General features: G+C 54.3%; 14 protein-coding genes. 8 read left to right on the forward strand and 6 right to left on the reverse strand.

The window, feature by feature from the left end; all coding sequences use genetic code 11:
• Positions 1 to 373 precede the first annotated feature (373 nt).
• From M2108_RS09715 to M2108_RS09735, 5 genes are all read left to right on the forward strand, one after another.
• A complete protein-coding gene (locus tag M2108_RS09715) occupies positions 374 to 1,828 on the forward strand; it encodes an aryl-sulfate sulfotransferase (protein WP_277468901.1) in 1,455 nt (484 codons plus the stop codon).
• A gap of 37 nt (positions 1,829 to 1,865) precedes the next feature.
• Positions 1,866 to 2,900: an ABC transporter substrate-binding protein gene (locus M2108_RS09720; protein WP_277468902.1), complete on the forward strand. Its 1,035-nt coding sequence runs from the start codon at positions 1,866 to 1,868 to the stop codon at positions 2,898 to 2,900.
• Positions 2,901 to 2,958: 58 nt separating this feature from the next.
• Positions 2,959 to 3,735, forward strand: a complete 777-nt coding sequence (locus M2108_RS09725) for an ABC transporter ATP-binding protein (RefSeq protein WP_277468903.1) — start codon at positions 2,959 to 2,961, stop codon at positions 3,733 to 3,735.
• Positions 3,736 to 3,753: 18 nt separating this feature from the next.
• Positions 3,754 to 4,530: an ABC transporter permease gene (locus tag M2108_RS09730; protein ID WP_277468904.1), complete on the forward strand. Its 777-nt coding sequence runs from the start codon at positions 3,754 to 3,756 to the stop codon at positions 4,528 to 4,530.
• Positions 4,531 to 4,619: 89 nt separating this feature from the next.
• A complete protein-coding gene (locus tag M2108_RS09735; protein WP_039869189.1) occupies positions 4,620 to 4,856 on the forward strand; it encodes a DUF6953 family protein in 237 nt (78 codons plus the stop codon).
• A gap of 187 nt (positions 4,857 to 5,043) precedes the next feature.
• On the opposite strand, the gene M2108_RS09740 is transcribed toward M2108_RS09735, so the two are convergent.
• The 3 genes from M2108_RS09740 to M2108_RS09750 all read right to left on the reverse strand — a co-directional run bounded on the left by M2108_RS09740 (position 5,044) and on the right by M2108_RS09750 (position 8,795).
• Positions 5,044 to 7,383 carry a UvrD-helicase domain-containing protein gene (locus M2108_RS09740; protein WP_277468905.1) on the reverse strand — a complete coding sequence of 780 codons (2,340 nt, stop codon included), beginning with the start codon at positions 7,381 to 7,383 and terminating at the stop codon, positions 5,044 to 5,046.
• An 80-nt stretch (positions 7,384 to 7,463) separates the two neighbouring features.
• A complete protein-coding gene (locus M2108_RS09745; RefSeq protein ID WP_277468906.1) occupies positions 7,464 to 7,919 on the reverse strand; it encodes an Imm30 family immunity protein in 456 nt (151 codons plus the stop codon).
• Between the two features lie 12 nt (positions 7,920 to 7,931).
• Entirely contained in the window at positions 7,932 to 8,795 is an 864-nt protein-coding gene (locus tag M2108_RS09750) for a Cof-type HAD-IIB family hydrolase (protein WP_277468907.1), read from the reverse strand.
• Between the two features lie 196 nt (positions 8,796 to 8,991).
• Here M2108_RS09750 and M2108_RS09755 point away from each other — a divergent pair, with 196 nt between their 5' ends.
• A complete protein-coding gene (locus M2108_RS09755; protein ID WP_277468908.1) occupies positions 8,992 to 10,233 on the forward strand; it encodes a DUF445 domain-containing protein in 1,242 nt (413 codons plus the stop codon).
• A gap of 110 nt (positions 10,234 to 10,343) precedes the next feature.
• On the opposite strand, the gene M2108_RS09760 is transcribed toward M2108_RS09755, so the two are convergent.
• The 3 genes from M2108_RS09760 to M2108_RS09770 all read right to left on the reverse strand — a co-directional run bounded on the left by M2108_RS09760 (position 10,344) and on the right by M2108_RS09770 (position 12,883).
• Positions 10,344 to 10,670, reverse strand: a complete 327-nt coding sequence (locus tag M2108_RS09760; RefSeq protein ID WP_090713347.1) for a P-II family nitrogen regulator — start codon at positions 10,668 to 10,670, stop codon at positions 10,344 to 10,346.
• A gap of 208 nt (positions 10,671 to 10,878) precedes the next feature.
• Complete coding sequence (locus M2108_RS09765; RefSeq protein ID WP_277468909.1) at positions 10,879 to 11,979, reverse strand: glycosyltransferase family 4 protein; 1,101 nt, start codon at positions 11,977 to 11,979, stop codon at positions 10,879 to 10,881.
• An 85-nt stretch (positions 11,980 to 12,064) separates the two neighbouring features.
• The gene (locus tag M2108_RS09770; protein WP_277468910.1) at positions 12,065 to 12,883 is read right to left on the reverse strand and encodes a hypothetical protein; all 819 of its coding nucleotides are present in this window, start codon (positions 12,881 to 12,883) and stop codon (positions 12,065 to 12,067) included.
• Positions 12,884 to 13,170: 287 nt separating this feature from the next.
• Here M2108_RS09770 and M2108_RS09775 point away from each other — a divergent pair, with 287 nt between their 5' ends.
• Both M2108_RS09775 and M2108_RS09780 read left to right on the forward strand, forming a co-directional pair.
• The gene (locus M2108_RS09775) at positions 13,171 to 16,710 is read left to right on the forward strand and encodes a PAS domain S-box protein (protein ID WP_277468911.1); all 3,540 of its coding nucleotides are present in this window, start codon (positions 13,171 to 13,173) and stop codon (positions 16,708 to 16,710) included.
• Positions 16,707 to 17,327, forward strand: a complete 621-nt coding sequence (locus M2108_RS09780; protein ID WP_277468912.1) for a C39 family peptidase — start codon at positions 16,707 to 16,709, stop codon at positions 17,325 to 17,327. Before M2108_RS09775 ends, M2108_RS09780 begins: the two co-directional genes overlap by 4 nt.
• Positions 17,328 to 17,446 lie beyond the last annotated feature (119 nt).

Raw genomic sequence — 17,446 nt, forward strand, 5'->3', positions numbered from 1 at the left:
TGGAAAATGTTCATCTAATTCTGGGCCGACTGCTGAAATGAGGATATTAGGTGGAAAAAAGCTAACTAATTCTGCTGTTTTTGGACCTGCGGCAGGTTTAAGGCCCCATTAAGTGTCAATTTTCCACCTAATCCTTACAAAAGTTAAGAACCGGTGGAATTAGGTGACTATAATCCAACTAATTGCTGCTTTTGAAGCCAACAGGGAGCTTGTGCTAACAAAAACTAAGCGTTTGCTTCCGAAGCGAGTTTTTGTACGAAGAACACGCAGGGAGCCTATGCTCACAAAAACTCAGCATATGCTTCCGAAGCGAGTTTTGTCCGAAGCAAATTCAATGTAGTAATCCTAACAAAACTTTTAAGGAGAGATAATCATGGGACACTCAACCATTTACCCGACAGGAGCTACTGTGTACAACCCGGCCAAGGCATGGAGCGGCTATACCGTCTATCAGGCGGGCGAGGAAGGGGTCGTGCTGATTGACATGAACGGCAAAGAGGTGCATCTGTGGCAGGGGCTGCTGGGCTTTCCGGCTAAGATTCTGCCCGGCGGCTATGTGCTGGGCAGCACCGGCAGAAGAGACCCGAAATTCGGGATCCAGGACAATGTCGATCTGGTGCAGGTAGACTGGGACGGCAATATTGTCTGGAAGTTCAACGGCTATGAGCACATTGAGGACCCCGGCTATGAGCCGCTCTGGTATGCCCGCCAGCATCATGATTATCAGCGCGAAGGCAATCCGGTAGGCTATTATGCTCCAGGACTTGACCCGCAGGTGCACAGCGGTAAGACGCTGATTCTGGCCCACAAAAACCTGCATAACCATGAGATTTCCAACAAAGAGCTGCTGGATGACACGATTCTTGAAGTGGACTGGGACGGCAAAATCATCTGGGAATGGAAGGCCAGCGATCATTTTGCCGAGCTGGGCTTTGACGAGGCGGCGCGCAATGTATTGTTCCGTGATCCGAATACCCGCTCCTTCGGCCATCTGGGCGGCGGCGTAGGCGACTGGCTGCATATCAACTCGGCTTCCTACGTAGGCCCGAACAAATTTTACGATAACGGGGATGAGCGTTTCCACCCGGACAACATCATCTGGGATGCGCGTGAAGCGAACATCATCGCCATTACCGACAGAGCAACCGGAGCTGTTGTTTGGCGGCTCGGACCGGACTACTCTCTGCCTGAACTGAAGCATATCGGCTGGATTATCGGCCAGCATCATGCCCATATCATTCCTAAGGGCCTGCCGGGCGAAGGAAATGTGCTTGTATTCGATAACGGCGGATGGGGCGGGTACGGCCTGCCGAATCCGGCATCGCCTTTTGGCCAGAAGAATGCTGTGCGCGACCACTCACGGATTCTGGAGATTAACCCGGTTACCTTTGAAATCGAGTGGCAATACACCTCGGCAGAGGCCGGCTTCTCCGTCCCTACGGATTCTTACAAATTCTATAGCCCGTATATCAGCTCCGCCCAGCGTTTGCCGAACGGCAATACACTGATTACGGAAGGATCAAACGGCCGCCTGTTCGAGGTAACCGCAGAGCATGAAATCGTCTGGGAATACGTCTCGCCGTATACAGACCGCCGCAATACCAATATGGTGTACCGTTCTTACCGCGTGCCTTACGCCTGGGTTCCGCAGCTTGAGAAGCCGCAGGAAACAGGGATTGAACCGATTGATGTAACTACCTTCAGAGTACCGGGTTCAGCGCCAAAAGGCTCGGATTCTGTAGTAAGTGTAGCTACCACCCTGCCGTTTGTGGAGGGAGCCGCATGCGTGGCAACATCAGATGAAGGCGTGCTGCAGCGTAAAGGTTAGCCCATAGCCTATTAATATAACGAAGAGGTGGATCGTCTTGAAAAAATCAGGAACCTGGTACGGATCCGTTATTCTGCTCTTATCCCTTTCCCTTGTTACTATCCTTTCCGGCTGCAGCTCTAAAGGTGATGCGGCCGCGTCCGGAGAGGCAGGCGGCAGCAAGCCTGCAGCCCTGAAGATCAAAATCGCCGACACCAACACCAATCCGGTGTTCCGGGTGGCGGCGGACAAGGGCTTTTTCAAAAATCATAACATTGATGCGGAAATTGTCACCTTTGCCTCACCGGCTGAGGGGGTAAACGCCCTGTTCATCAAACAGGTGGATGTAGCTTACGGCGCGGATTTTCCGGTGCTGAACGCGGTATCCAAGGGCGGGTATTCGATTATTGCTTCTGCGGGGCAGGCCACCGATCAGGCGGCTGCAGCCTGGAAGCTGTACGTAAGGGATGACATCCAGTCGGCGGCTGACCTGAAGGGCAAGAACCTCAGCTTCATCCGAGGTACCTTTATCCCGTACCTGTGGGATGAATATCTGAAGGAGCAGGGCATTGCGCTGAGCGATGTGACGTTGACCGGACAGGGCGGATTTGATGAAGCCTTTATTGCCCTGAAGCAGAGTGATATAGATGCAGCCTGGGTCATCGGATCGGCGCTCGTTGATAAGCTGGCTGCCTTGGATAATGTGCACGAGCTTAGCGATATGTCCAAAACGCCGGTACGGCTCGGCATGGGCATTGTGAGCAGCGATGATTTCATTGCAGCTAACCCTGATGGAATCGGCAATTTCCTGGCGGCAGTTGATGAAGCCTCGGCGTATGCCCAGGAGCATCCCGAGGAAGTGGCTGACCTTATGTATGACGAAGTAAAGCAGCCAAAGGAAAATACATTGAAGGATCTGCCGCTCAACCCGTGGATTATCGGCTTTACACCGGCTGCCTATGACAGCCTGGCCGGACAGAAGGCCTATATGATCGGTGCGGGAATCATCGAGAAGGATTTTGACCTGAAGGCGACGATCAATCTGGAGCCGCTTAAAAAAGTGCTGCCGGATACCGTAACTTACGGGGAATAACGGACTATTTTAACGGAGACTAATTACTTTAATTTAAAATGTTCAGGAGGTGCCTTGGATGTCCTCACTATCTAACCGTCATGCGATTCAGATTGAGCAGCTCCGCAAAAGCTACAGTGCCCAGACAACAGGAGACGTTCATTACATCATAAAAGACGTCAATCTGGTGATCAAAGGCGGGGAATTCTTCGTTCTGCTCGGACCGAGCGGCTGCGGCAAATCAACGCTGCTTAATATGATTGCCGGGTTTGTCTCGAAATCGGGAGGCAACCTGAAGGTGGATAACGTCGAGATTGACCGGCCGGGCAGAGACCGTGCGGTAGTCTTCCAGCAGGCGGATTCGTCCCTGTTCCCCTGGCTGACGGTGCGGGAGAATGTCGAGTTCGGGCTGCGGATGAAGAAGACACCGAAGGCCGAGCGCAAGGAAATTTCAGACCGTTTCATCCAGCTGGTCGGCTTGTCCGGTCATGAGAAGAAGTTCCCGAAGGAGCTGTCGGGCGGTATGAAGCAGCGTGTACAGCTGGCCCGGGTACTGGCGAATGATCCGGCCATTCTGCTGATGGATGAGCCGTTCGGCGCGCTGGATGCGATGACCCGGCGGACGATGCAGAAGGAGCTGGTCAATATCTGGCGCGAGACGCATAAGACCGTTATTTTTGTAACCCATGATATTCAGGAAGCGCTGCTGCTCGGGGAGCGGATCGGGATTATGTCGGTTGGCCCCTCCTCCAACATCACGGATGTTTATGACAATCCGCTGCCTTTTCCGCGGGACGTGGCTTCCCCAGAGTTCTACTCGCTGTATAACAAGATTCAGGGTCATTTTGAAGAATAGTTAAGGGTGTGACACATAATGAAATGGGTGGAGAAAAAATGGGTGTCCGTCTCGCTGCTGTGGCTGGCCGCCTTGTGCATCTGGCAGCTCGGTGCGCTGATATACGGCCCTGACGTTATTCCGGGACCGTGGGCTACCCTACAGGGCGGCCGGGAGCTGATCAGTGACGGTACTCTGATGCAGTATATCGGGATCAGCTTTTACCGGGTACTGGTGGGCTGGGTGCTCGGCAGCCTGCTGGCTGTTCCGGTGGGCCTGATCATCGGCAAAGTGAATATTATCCGGATTTTTGCCGAGCCTTTCCTGAATTTTATCCGCTTTATTCCCCCGATTGCCTTCATCACGCTGTTTCTGGTGTGGTTCGGGATCGGGGAGCAGTCCAAAATAGCCCTGATCATGTACGCCACCTTCTTCATCGTGGTGCTGAATACGCTGACCGGCGTGATGTCGGTGGAGGAGGACAAAATCCGCTCCGCCCGCAGCATGGGGGCTAGTGAATGGCAGATCCTGCTGCATGTCATCGTTCCGGCGACCACACCGTATATTTTTACTGGCATCCGTCTGGCGATGGGCACCTCCTATATGGCCATTATCGGGGCGGAAATGATTGCTTCGAATGAAGGTGTGGGCTATCTGATCTGGAACTCGCGGCTGTTTTTCCGGACGGACTGGATTTTTGTCGGGCTGTTCTGCCTCGGCTTCATGGGCTTCTTTACCGACCGGCTGTTTAACTGGTTCGGCCGCAAGGTGCTGTACCGGTATGGTGTAGTGAGTGTGGCAGCGCGCAGGCGTTAGCCGTGCAGGCTGCACCGGGGCGGCTTTCACTCCTCCATGCTATAATGTAAGGGCAACAGCAGACAGGATGTGAAAGGGGCGGCAGCCTGATGGAAGTTACCGCACAGGAAGTAGCAGAGTGGATGGTCAAGGAAATCCGGTTCACCGGGACCCTGCACCAGACCGCCGCGATTGAATATGTTAAGGCCAACTTTGGCGAGCAGTTTGTGTTTGTGAACGAGAACGGAAACGCCTCGCTGGCCAAGGATGTGAAGAAGGCGTTCCGCAAGCTGCACGGCGGACGGATCGCCTGGGACCGCGATGCTTTTCTGTGGGCCTGGACGTAGCAGCAAAAAGGACCATTGCCCGGTGCGGGGAAGGGTCCTTTTTTCTTTTTTGCTATATGAGGCCAGTGCCTGGCGTCTGAACTGCCTGAGCCTGAGGGCTATGCCGTCATAAGACTAAGGCATCGGGCTATGCCGCGCCGTAGATACCGGCAGTCCGGCATAGTACAGATAACGGCGGGCCGCCGGCTTACACAGGCACCTCGCGGGTGCTTTTCTCCATCGGCGAGCTGCACAGCGGACAGGGCTTGGAGGCCAGGTGGTCCTCCGCCCCGCCGGCCTTCATCCGGGTCCAGCCCGGGCAGCTGGCACCAGTACAGTTCCAGACGGGAACTGTATGCGTCCGCGCATTTCCGGTTGTGCCGGAGGTATGCACCCTGGATACTCCGATCCTGCTCACGGACACGGTGGAAGCCGTGGAAGCGGCAGGTCTGAACGGGGCAGCAGCCGAGCGGAACGCAGACAGCATGAAGCGGGAGACCTCCGCTTTCTTGCCCCGGTGCCTTGCGGGCGAGCTGATGAACAGCTCCTCCCGGGCTCTGGTGACGGCGACGTAAGCGAGCCGCCGCTCTTCTTCCAGCGCGGCGAGGCCGGAATCGCTGGATGGCCTGAAGCTGCCGGCGGACGGAAGCTGAGCCGCCTTGCGGTCCTTGAGCCGGTCGCCTTCCAGCGCCGAGCTGTGGGGCAGGATGCCCTCCGAGGCCCCGAGCAGGAAGACAACAGGGAATTCCAGCCCCTTGGATTTGTGAATAGTCATCAGCGCAACCCGGTTACCCTGCTCCTTCAGTCCGCTCTGGCGGCTTAGTTCATTGCGTTCAGTAATGCTGGCAATAAAATCGAGAAAGACAGGGATGCTGTCAAATCTTTCGGCCGAGGCCTCCAGCTCATCCAGCATTTCCTTCAGCGTCTCGCGGTGCAGGGTGGCCTGATGGCGTTCGTTGGCTTCAATGAAATAGTCATAGAAGCTTGTACGGATACGGCGGATCGCCTGCACCGGGGTCAGCGCAGCCAGGCCGCGGATCAGCTCCAGCCGCTCGCGCAGCTTGGTGCCCTTGAAATCCTCCATGCCCGGCAGGGACAGGAGATGGATCAGCGGGCCCTGCTTGGGCTGCACAGCTTCCATCCGCCGGATATGCTCCATGCCGGTTTCCCGGTTCATATACAGCGTCGGCAGGATGCTCTCCATCGCGGCAAAATTGCGCCGGTTGAGTGACAGCCGCAGATGGTCGAGCACGGGCAGAATGAGCCAGTGCTCGTAGAGCAGCTGTCCTTCACCATAATCGATGTACGGGATATCCCGCAGCAGCAGCAGCTCCAGCACGGCCCGGTTGCTGCTGGAGGCCCGGTACAGCAGGGCGAAGTCGCGGTATTCCCGGGTTCCGCCGCCGACCTCATTTACGATATGGTCGACAATCTGCTCGGCTTCCTCATCGGCCGTCTGCGGGCGCAGATAACGGGGCTGCGCACCGCCGGTTCTGGCCGCCTGCAGCGTTTTGGAACGGCGGCGCAGGTTATGGCGGATGATCCCGTTGCCGAGGCCGATAATAGCCGGACCGGAACGGTAGTTAATATCCAGGGTAATGACCTTTGCCCCGGGATACAGCTTTTCAAATTCCAGAATGAATTCGCTGCGCGCCCCGTTAAAGGAATAGATCGTCTGATCATCATCACCGACAACCATGAGGTTGTTTTGCGGATAAGCGATCATTTTGACCAGCTCATACTGCAGCTCATTCGTATCCTGGAACTCATCGACCATGACATACTGGAACTTCTGCTGCAGCTCCTGCAGCAGATGGGGCTGCTCAAGCAGCATTTTATAGGCGATCAGCAGCACATCATCAAAGTCCATTTTGTTATGATCCTGCTTCCATTGCTCATAGAGGGTCAGAATGGCCTTCATTTCCTGCTCGGCGGTATTCGTTTCGGGAAGCGTATCGACATCCCTCATGTTCATCTTGCAGGAAGACAGTAGAGCCAGCAGCGTCTCTGGGGGATAGGCATCCTTCGGCAGTCCCAGCTCCCGCATAATCTGCTTCAGCAGAATGTGCTGGCGGCGTGTCTCATGAAAGATGTCCTGCCGCAGTCCCTGCCGCCTTAGAAAGTATAGAAAGAAAGAGTGGAAGGTACGGGCCTGCAGGCGCGCGGCATCGCCTTCGGCGACACCCGGCAGCACAGCGATCCGCTCACGCATCTCCGCCGCCGCTTTGCTGGAGAACGTAAGCAGCAGCATCCGGCTGGGGGAGATGCCCCGCACGGACAGCAGATAACCGGTTCTGCAGATCAGCACTGACGTTTTGCCGGAGCCTGCACCCGCCAGTGTCAGCAGCGGTCCCTCATGATGCCGTACCGCTGCAATCTGCGGTTGATTAAGCAGAATGCCGCCCTCCTCAAGCCGGCGGAAATAAGCGGCATCGCCTTCCCCCGGCTTCACCGTGTCACGGCTGGTCCGGGCTGAGGCAATTGCCGCCTGGGGAATACGTTCACCGCTTGCACCAAGCGGTATATTATGAAATAAAAGCTTGTTCATCAGATTCACCTTCAATATAAGTCCATTAGCCAACCTACAATATAACACTGCACTCCTACATAGAAAAGCGGTTCGCCTGTTTACTTTATTTTACCAAGCAGACTATTCACTTTACGTTCATATTGACGTGGCTTGTTCTCACGGATTTCCTCCAGCAGAAAAACAAGCGCCTGCTTCACGCGGGGAGACATGCCTTTGGCAATAGCGGTGTATTCCTTCCTGAACAGACTGTCATTCAGAATCCGCTCGTTGAGCACGATTGCCCAGCCCCTGGCAGGCTCTAGCATGTCCGGCAGCGACTCCAGCAGCTGGGTCAGGTACATTTCCATGTGGCAGCTCTCAACATAATGAACAAGCCCGAACATGACTTCCTCATGCTCGGTCTCATCGTCAAACACTTTGAAAATCTGCTGGATCACCGCATCCTCTGTATCGCCGGCCAGCCCTTCCAGCGCAAGGTCAAACAGCTCGCATTCCAGCTCTGTCCGCAGCAGCCGGTTGTTGTACAGCTGGGCAATTCCCGGATACATGTTCATCACAGGCACCGCCTACTTCTTATCGAGAAGATGCCGGATTCCGGCAGCCACACCATGCTCAATGTTAGTGAGTGTCACATAATCAGCGGTTTCCTTGAGGAGCTCGGCGGCATTGCCCATGGCAATTTTGTAGCCGGCCCGCTCAAACATCGGCAGATCATTATAGCTGTCGCCCATCACGGCTACCTGCTCTTCAGGAATACCGTAGTGTGCAGCAAGCTTTATGACACCTGCCCCTTTGTTGGCATCCTTGTGATTGATTTCAATATTGCTCTCATGGGAGGCTGTGATAATAAGGCCGGGAATCTCGGCGAAGCGTGTGGAAGCTTCCTTGAGCACTTCACGGTTCAGTGAGAAAGCAAGCGCCTTATAAATGTGCTGATCTTCCTTGCTCCAGATTTCCTCCATACTCTCCACATAAGTTACGGCAGCCTGGCGGAACTGCTTGGCGATCATTGCCTTCAGCAGCCAGCCGAAGCCCTCGGGGATTTCTTCGTCCTTAAGCTCTGCCAGCTTTTCCAGACGGACCCGCTTGTCCAGCTCTACATATACATTATCTTCGGTATACACCTCGTAATACAGTTCAGGAACTTCATTCATCCAGCGCAGTACAGGGATTATATCCTCTTTGTCCAGCGGCCGGCTCACCGCCTGGGAACCGTCCGGCAGGATCAGCAGGGCTCCGTTCATAGCGACAACAGGACAATTCAGGTCGGCCAGGCGCAGCTGCCGCTCAGCGTCCATATAAGAGCGTCCGGTGGCAATCGCCACAATATGGCCCAGACTCTGGGCATGGATAATCGCTTCGCGGTTCTCCGGACTGATATTTCCATTCTCGTTCAGCAGTGTTCCGTCCATATCAAGTGCAATCAGCATAGTGTTGTTCTCCTTTTTCTGTAGGCTCTAAACCGCACCTCAGGGACTGTGAAAATCATTTCCTGTATTTTATCATTAATTCTCTGCAAATTAAAAATTCCTTTTCATGGGCTTGCCGGAATTTCCGGAATACAGCCCGCCCGTGTTACAATAAAAGACAGACTATTGATGACCGCCGGAAAATGGAGGATTAATAATGAAATCCAGGAATTTAGCCACAATATCGCTTGTTGTAATGGCATGCGGTTTTCTGATTACGCTGTTCTTGCCGGATACGATCCCTTTTGAGCTGCTCCGGGGCGGCTTTGAAGCCGGTCTTGTCGGCGGGATTGCCGACTGGTTTGCCGTGACGGCGCTGTTCCGGCATCCGCTGGGACTGAAAATTCCGCATACCTCACTGCTGCTCAAAAACAGGAACAAAATTGTCCAGTCCCTAATCTCTGCGATGGAGAACGAGCTGCTGAACAAGGCGAGTATTGAAAACAAGCTGCGCGGCATCCGCATGGTTAAGCTTGGCGGCGGCATGCTGACCAAATTTATGTCCAGAAAGAAAGCAAGGGCGGAAATTCTGGAGCAGCTGGGCAGCTTTGTGCTGCGGCTGCCTGTAGAACAGGCGGTGCCCTATCTGCAGAAGACCGCTGCCGATTATATCCGTGAAGCTGAGCTGGGTGAGGCCGCAGACCAAATAGCCACAAGGCTGATGAATGACGGCAAGGATATAGCGGCTCTGGATTATGCGCTCGAAGGCGTGTCCGGCTGGACCGGACGTCCGGAGACGCGGGCCATGCTGGGCAAGCTGGCCGGTGAAAAGCTTGCCGAAGTGAAGCTCGGCGGACTCAAGGGAATGGCCTTCCAGGCCTTTGTCGGCTTTGTGGATGCCGATATGCTGGGGGAAATGCTGCAGGGCATGATCCAGTCGGGAATCCGCGACTTCCGTGAAGCGGATAATCCGTACCGCGAGCAGATCATCCGTGAGATCCGCGTGGCCCTGTTCCAGCTTGTAAATGACGAAACGAAGCTGGCTTCGCTTAAGGAGTGGGCCGTAAACGGAGTACAAGGGGATGAGGCAGCAGCTTTTCTGCAGAAGCAGCTGGAGGTTGTCCGCAGCAAGGCGGTTGCAATGCTGGATGAGGACCGGGCAAGCGGCGGCCGGAAGCTGTTCAGCCTGTACGCCCTGCTGGTCCGCCGTGTAAGCAGGGAGACGGATCTTATCCAGAGCTGGGAGGAGCGTATCCGTGCTTCACTGATTGCTCTGGTAGAAGCTAATCACTACCGTATCGGTGTTCTGGTTAAGGAAAATCTGGATCAGATGGACGATGACAGCCTGGTGAACATGCTGGAGGAGAAGGTAGGCAAGGATCTGCAGTGGATCCGGGTGAACGGCGCGGTATGCGGCTTTGTAGTAGGCCTGGTGCTGACAGTCATCCAGCTGATTTGAGCAGGATAAGCGGTAAGAGAAGGGACAGCAGGTGCCTGAAGGGCGGATATCCGCCCTTCAGGCACTCAGCTGTCCCTTTAACATAGATTCATATTCATCAATGGGGCAGGCTACAGCAGGTTTTTGCCGTTGCTGATCGTGAAGGCTTCCATGACCGGCAGAACGAAAATTTTGCCGTCGCCGAAGGAGCCCTGTTCCCCTGTTCTGGCCGTTCTCATAATAATGCTGATGACATCGTCCTTCTCTTCATCTTTAATGACGATCATCAGCATTTTTTTGGAAATTTGATTATAGTAGTTGGTTCCGACCTGGATCCCTTTTTGTTTGCCGCGGCCAAGCAGATCCATCTTACTAATGGAAGGGAAGCCGGCCAGCATCAGCTCAGCCATCACTTCATCTGCCTTCTCGGGTCTAATAATGGCCTTGATCATTAACATAAGGATGCACCCTTTCTACAGCGAATAGTTGGTTGTAGGGGGTTGCCAGCATCTTGGTGGAGGTACAAGTTAACACAGTATGTTATTGGCAACGCTTACAATAACAGTATAATGGCAGCCGCAGGCAATATCCTGCGAGAAGGGTCACAAAAACCTTTATACACATTGTCGCAATTCAGAGGAGCGTGCTTTCAGGCAGACCCCCCTGTCAGGCATGAATAAGAGACTGATATAATTCTTCCAAACGGTACGCGGTATGACTCCATTCAAAATTGCGCAGAGCATCGCTGCGGCCCTGCATTCCGATCCTGGCTGCCAGCGCCGGATTGCGGCCGAACCGTAGCAGCAGCCTGGCAAAAGGCAGTGCCTCCCGGTATCTGCCGGCCAGATAGCCATTATGCCCCGAACGGATAATCTCCCGGATTCCTCCGTTATCCGAAGCGATGACCGGGAGGCCTGAAGCCATAGCCTCCACATTAACCAGCCCGAACGATTCATGTCTCTGAGAGGGGCAGACGAAGCAGTCCGCAGCCTGATACAGGCCGTGAATCTGCTCATGGGCAAGCCTGCCGGGGAAGGATACGGATACACCCAGTCTTCTGGCGAGAAGCTTCAGCTGGCGGATATACGCCGGCTTGCCCTGCCCGGCAACAACCAGATGGGCAGGCATGCGTTTGTTCACATGATACATTGCTCGGATGAGCACCGGCACTCCTTTGCGGGGGATGACTCTGCCTGCGAACAGAACGGTAAATACCTGTGGCAGCTGGTACAGCCGGCGCAGCTGCTGACGCTCCTGCGGCTCCGCCGGTGTGAACCGGGAGAGGTCCGCGCCCAAAGGGATGACGCTTAGCTTCCTGTGTACTCCGGGAAAGCGCCTCGACAGCCTCTCCAGCAGGGAACGGCTGTTGACTGCAATACCATCGGCGCGGGAAAGGGTCCGTGCTATTCTGCGCTCAGCCGGGACAAAAGTCAGGGAATGAAGGTACAGCAGGACCGGGATACCGGGGTGCCGCTCTTTTACAGCGGCCATAAGCAGGGGACGGTTATCGACCTGGATGATATCAAACGACTCCTCCTCCAGGAATTTGAGCACGGAAGCCTGATAGAGACGCGGAGTGCCGGAGGCCAGGCGGATAATCCGCACCTGTTCCAGCTCTGCGGATTCCGGAAGCTGGGCAGTTGTCCGGCTGACGACAGTTACCCGATGTCTTCCGGCCAGGCGCCTGGCTATGGCCCAGATGCAGATTTCTACAGAGCCGTCCCCCGGCAGCGGGAACTGCTCCGGTGCAATGATACAGATATGCATAGATCAAGCCTCCTCCGGCCGGCTTATATAAGAGCTCTCTACCACCATATGCACTCTGGCGGGCTGAAGACACCCTTATGGCCAATCAGGAGCTGATCTGCTTGAAAGTTGCTGCAATAACGGCGGCAACCTTTTGTTCCAGCTCAATGATCTTCTGTTTGCTGACAGCGATCTGCCTGTAGCCTGAAACAAGCGAGCTCAGTGACTGCCCGGCCAGGGAAGGATTCTGCTTGCGGATGGCCGCCTTGAAGCTGCTGAAGTCAGCGGTGATCCGCTTGTTAAGCGCAGCGGCGGTGCTTTTTTGGGTTTTGATGGATGCCTGGGGACTTTCGATACCCGAAAGGGTGTTGCGGGCGGCGGTCATCTTCCGGGTACGCGCCTCCTTGGCAGCCTTCAGCACCGCTTCCTTGTCCCTGATATCCTGGCGGGCAATCTGGACCGTGATTTTCATGGCATCAGCCTGAGCCTTGAGAACAGTGTTCAGTGTCTTGTCTTTCAGTCCCTTAATCAATGTAATCCGGCTGTTCAGGGCACTGTACTGGTCAAAAAGAGGCTGGTAACGCTCCTTGGCGCTGGTGACGGTTGCGGTAAGCTTGGCTACGGCAGCCTGATCAATCGCTGTAATTTGCTTGCGGACCGAAATCAGGGACTGGGCATTGGCTTCATGCAGGGCGCGGATCTGTTCTTCCCTGCTGTCATATTGTGCCGTCAGGACGGTCAGCTCGCTGTACTGGCTCTTCAGCCGGCTCCGGTCCTGGACACCGGCGGTTGCCGCAGTCAGATCAAAGGCCGCCTGAATGGACGGGGTCAGTACAACGGCCGCTGCGGCAGCCGTACCGGCTGAAGCGAATAAGGGCATCAGCAGAATGACTACGGCGGTAAAGACTTGGACAAGCTTGTTCACTTTACTCCTCCTCCTGATATCACTGTTAACCGGCATAACAAAAAGCACCCGCAGTAAAGGCAAATAAGCCTTTATTACGGGTGCTTCCGGCGTAACAGGTCAGTTTAATATATTATTAATCCAAACTTTAGTGGAATTACGGGATACCGTCAATATTTTAAATTCGGTATTTATACCCTATCAGGTGCTATACATTTTTTCCGTGGTTCACTTTGTCGTATACTGTAGAAAGAGATAAGAGAGAGTCTGCATAGGAGCCGGCTCGTGATGAAGGAGGCCCCGAATAAATGGATTACTTGGCAGAGAATTACAGTATTCTGGATCAGGCATTCATGATGTCCCCGGTAGGAATGGCTGTGTGGGCCATAGAGGCGGAAAAGTGGATCAAAGTCAATTCCGCATTATGCGATATTTTGGGCTGCAATGAAGCTGATTTTCTCCAAAACACAGTGTGCGGGAGCCTGATTGCACCGCCGGCGGAGCAGGAGGGGCTGTCATCAAAAGAAACTATAAACCCGCGTTCTCTCGCGCCGGGGGCCTCTTCTGTAAAGGAACTGAAATTCTACAGCCGTGCAGGCCGTCCCTTATGGCTGTCCCTTACCTTTGTACGTCCTGAAATCGGACAGGACTCCCCGCATATTATCGTATATGCAGCGGATATAACAGACCGGAAAATTGCGGACCAGCTCACCGTAGACAGCCGTGATTTATACGATTTATTTATAAAAGACGACCAAAGCATGATTTCCTTTTCCCAGCCCGACGGTACTCTGAGCTTTATTTCCCCCTCCTCCCTGAAGCTTCTCGGCTACAAGCCGGAGGAGATCATCGGCAGGAACCGGCTGGAATTCTACCATCCCGATGACAGCAGGGACATGAATTTGGCGGACGGGCTCCTGGAAAATGACACGTATGTCCGCCGTCTGCGCCATAAGGACGGGCACTATATCTGGTTTGAAACCTCATTCCATGCAGTCCGGAATGAAAAAAATGAAATTACCAGAATTATGGGCATCGGCCGGAACGTGACCAGCCGCAAACAGAATGAAGAGGCTCTGGCTGCCGCGCAGAGAGTTGCCCGGATCGGCTCCTGGAGCTGGGATCTGGTGAAGGGGAAGCTGTCCTTCTCGGAAGAGCTGCAGCGGATACTCCATATCCATACAGGGACAGACGGGGTGGATCATCAGACCTTTCCCGATCTGGTTCATCCCGGTGATCTCGGTTATCTTTATGAGAACGTTGAGCAGGCACTGGCTAAAGGAACCTCCGGGGAGGCTGCTTACCGGCTGATCCTAAAGGATCAAAGTGAGCTTACGGTCAATGTTCAATGGGATGTCATCTTTAATCCGGACGGTGAACCCATAAAGCTCATCGGCATGATGCAGGATATCACCGAACGTCAGCAGATGGAGCAGCAGCTCAGAGAGAGTGAGCGTAATTTCCGACTGATGTCGGAGAATTCGCTGGATCTGATCTCGCGCCATGCGATCAAGGACAGCGTTTTCCTGTACTGCTCTCCTGCCAGCCGCTCGCTGCTCGGCTATGAACCGGAGGAGATGATCGGGACCAGCGCCTACGACTATCTGCATCCCGACGACCTGGCGATGATGCAGCAAAAGATGGCAGAAAGCGAAAAGGCTAAATCCATTCAGCCGAGTTCCTTCCGGTACCGTCACAAAAACGGCAGCTACGTCTGGTTTGAGACGAACAGCCGCTATATTTTTGATGAGCAGGGGCAGATCGTAGAGATCATTGCCGTCGGCCGCGATATCACCGAGCGCAAGCAGTTTGAGTCCAAGCTTCAGGAGAACGAGCAGCGCTACAAATCGCTGTTTGAATATAACCCGTCAGCGGTATACTCCATGAACCTGCAGGGGGAATATTTAACCGCGAATGCTATTCTTGAGGAATTGTCCGGGTACTCCATGGAAGAGCTGATCGGCAATTATTACGGACCGCTTGTGCATGAAAAGGATGTCCAAAAGACGAAGTACCATTTTGAGATGGCCGTCCGGGGTGTACCGCAAAGCTATGATCTGACGCTGATTCATAAATTAGGACATCTGGTGGAGATCAATACAACCAATATTCCGATCATTGTTGATGATGAGGTAGTCGGGGTCTTCGGCATTTCCCGCGATATTACGGAACGTACCCGCTATACCGAGCAGATTGAGAAGCTTAGCAATGACTATACACTGATTCTCAATGCGGTGTCCGAAGGCATTTTTGGCCTGGATACGGAAGGCAGAGTGACGTTTATCAATCCCGCCGGAGCGCATATGCTGGGCTTTGCCCACGGTGAAATTATGGGGCAGCCTTACCTCGAATATATTCAGCAGACGGCGCTGGACGGTAGCTATACGCGGCCTGAAGAATCTCCGCTGATGCAGGCTGTGCGGACGGGAGAGTCGCTTCAGAGCAATGATGCGGTATTATGGCGGAAGGACGGATCGAGCTTTTTGGCCGAGTATCAGGTAACCCCTTTGTTTGATAAAGGCGAGCGTATCGGAGCGGTTGTCGTCTTCCGTGATATTACCGATGAGCAGGAGATCATCCGCGCCAAGGAATCGGCCGAAAAGGCCGATCAGGCCAAATCGGAATTCCTCGCCATCATGAGCCATGAGCTGAGAACCCCGATGAACGGAATTATGGGCATGACCGACCTGCTTGCGGAAACGGAGCTGAATGAGGAGCAGCGCGGGTACGCTACGATTATCAGTGAGAGCAGTGCTTCACTCCTGTATATTCTGAATGAAATCCTGGATTTCAGCAAAATTGAAGCCGGGAAAATGACGCTTGTCCAGGAGCCGGTGGACCTGGAGTGGGTGATGGAAAGTGTCACGGAGCTCTTCCTGCCAAAGGCCCGGGAGAAAAATATTGAGCTGACCTGCCGGATTGCCCCGGACGTACCCAAATTGATTACCGGAGATGCAGACCGGCTGCGCCAGGTGCTGGTGAATCTGGTCAGCAATGCGGTCAAATTTACCGAGCAGGGATCTGTCGCAATTGCCGCGGATACGGAATTCTGCCCCAGCCGGCACAGGATGACCCTGAAATTCAGTGTCCAGGATACGGGAATCGGTATTCCGCCGGAGAAGCAGTCCCTGTTATTCCAGTCCTTTTCCCAGCTGCATCCGGCCATAAACCGCAAATATGGTGGTACCGGGCTGGGCCTGTCTATCTGCAAGCGGCTTGTGGAGCTTATGGGAGGGGCTATTGCAGTGGACAGCAGGGAAGGGGAAGGCTCCAATTTTTATTTTACCCTGCCTATGCATGTTGATGCTGAGGCGTATAAGGAATCCGGAGAGACGGATAAGGCAGAGCCCAAGGATCATGATTCGCTAAAAGCCGGAACTGCCGGCAGCGCCACATATGCATTGCCGGAGCCGGGGGAGACAAGCCTGGATCCCTCCGGGGACCAGGCGGAGGTTGAGCCCAAATACGGACCGCTGCGGATTCTGGTGGCCGAAGATCATCCGGTTAACCAGAAGCTCCTGCTGACCATGCTCAAGAAACGGGGATATGCTGCCGATTTGGCGGAAAACGGCCGGCAGGCGCTGTATAACGTGATGCAGAAGCCGTACGATCTTGTGTTTATGGATGTGCAGATGCCTGTGATGAGCGGCCTTACCGCTGCAGCCCGGATCCGGGAGCAGCTAGCTCCGGACAGGCGTCCGTATCTGGTAGCGGTAACAGCCTTTACCAGACCGGAGGACCGGGAGCGTTGCCTGGCTGTGGGCATGGAAGATTTCATCGGCAAGCCATTTCAGGCATCGGACATTGAACGTGTGCTGCGGGCCAGGCAGGAGCGGATCGCATTATGAGCAAGGCACCGCAGAGCCGCCGAATCCTTGCAGCAGAACCTTATACACAGTGGGAGCCGGGCGTTCATTCGCCCGGCTCTGCGTGCGGGCCGGCCACACTGGCGGCTATGATGGAGTACTGGCATACGCGGCAGGGAGCAGACTTTATTCCCGGCAGCAAGCATTTTGGGACCAAAGCGGCACATATAAATTACATATACAGCCGGCACAGCGGGAGGGCCTGGGGTATGAGCGTGCGCAGCTTCGTCCGTGCTGCTAACGGGTATATCCGTTCTGCTTCCGGGAAGGATGGGAATACAGGCCGGCAGCATCATATAGCGGTATTTAATGATATGGAACGTTATAAAGCGGAGATAGATGCCGGCCGTCCCGTTGCGCTCAAATTTGATAAATGGTTCAGCTTCCGCTGGCAGGGGAATTACGCCTATGACTATCACTGGGTGCTGGGAACCGGTTATGAGGAGCCTGACGGCGGCTCAGGCGCTGTGCTGCTGGTGCAAGACAACGGCCTGAAGCTTAAGGACGGCGGCTACCGGCCGGGGCAGGAGCGGCGTATCCCCTATAATCCTAACCGGGCGGTTATTACGATGGTGAGTTTGAATATTACCGGTTTTTAACCCTGCTGCTAATACAGCCGTTATACGAAATAGCGATCCTACAAAAAACCCTGTACAAACGTTTGCGCTATTGGGATAATGACTCTATAATTCCAGTTATAAAAGGGTAAAGGAGACAG

Origin of the sequence: Paenibacillus sp. PastM-3, assembly GCF_029893965.1 — a bacterium.
Classification (GTDB): domain Bacteria; phylum Bacillota; class Bacilli; order Paenibacillales; family Paenibacillaceae; genus Paenibacillus_AQ.

What these genes read in the sequence shown, in the direction of transcription:
- M2108_RS09775 (WP_277468911.1), top strand. Translation starts at nt 13,171, where the DNA reads ATGGATTACTTGGCAGAGAATTACAGTATTCTGGATCAGGCATTCATG.
- M2108_RS09765 (WP_277468909.1), bottom strand. Translation starts at nt 11,979, where the DNA reads ATGCATATCTGTATCATTGCACCGGAGCAGTTCCCGCTGCCGGGGGAC.
- M2108_RS09780 (WP_277468912.1), top strand. Translation starts at nt 16,707, where the DNA reads ATGAGCAAGGCACCGCAGAGCCGCCGAATCCTTGCAGCAGAACCTTAT.
- M2108_RS09735 (WP_039869189.1), top strand. Translation starts at nt 4,620, where the DNA reads ATGGAAGTTACCGCACAGGAAGTAGCAGAGTGGATGGTCAAGGAAATC.
- M2108_RS09715 (WP_277468901.1), top strand. Translation starts at nt 374, where the DNA reads ATGGGACACTCAACCATTTACCCGACAGGAGCTACTGTGTACAACCCG.
- M2108_RS09755 (WP_277468908.1), top strand. Translation starts at nt 8,992, where the DNA reads ATGAAATCCAGGAATTTAGCCACAATATCGCTTGTTGTAATGGCATGC.
- M2108_RS09730 (WP_277468904.1), top strand. Translation starts at nt 3,754, where the DNA reads ATGAAATGGGTGGAGAAAAAATGGGTGTCCGTCTCGCTGCTGTGGCTG.
- M2108_RS09745 (WP_277468906.1), bottom strand. Translation starts at nt 7,919, where the DNA reads ATGAACATGTATCCGGGAATTGCCCAGCTGTACAACAACCGGCTGCTG.
- M2108_RS09725 (WP_277468903.1), top strand. Translation starts at nt 2,959, where the DNA reads ATGTCCTCACTATCTAACCGTCATGCGATTCAGATTGAGCAGCTCCGC.
- M2108_RS09750 (WP_277468907.1), bottom strand. Translation starts at nt 8,795, where the DNA reads ATGCTGATTGCACTTGATATGGACGGAACACTGCTGAACGAGAATGGA.
- M2108_RS09740 (WP_277468905.1), bottom strand. Translation starts at nt 7,383, where the DNA reads ATGAACAAGCTTTTATTTCATAATATACCGCTTGGTGCAAGCGGTGAA.
- M2108_RS09760 (WP_090713347.1), bottom strand. Translation starts at nt 10,670, where the DNA reads ATGTTAATGATCAAGGCCATTATTAGACCCGAGAAGGCAGATGAAGTG.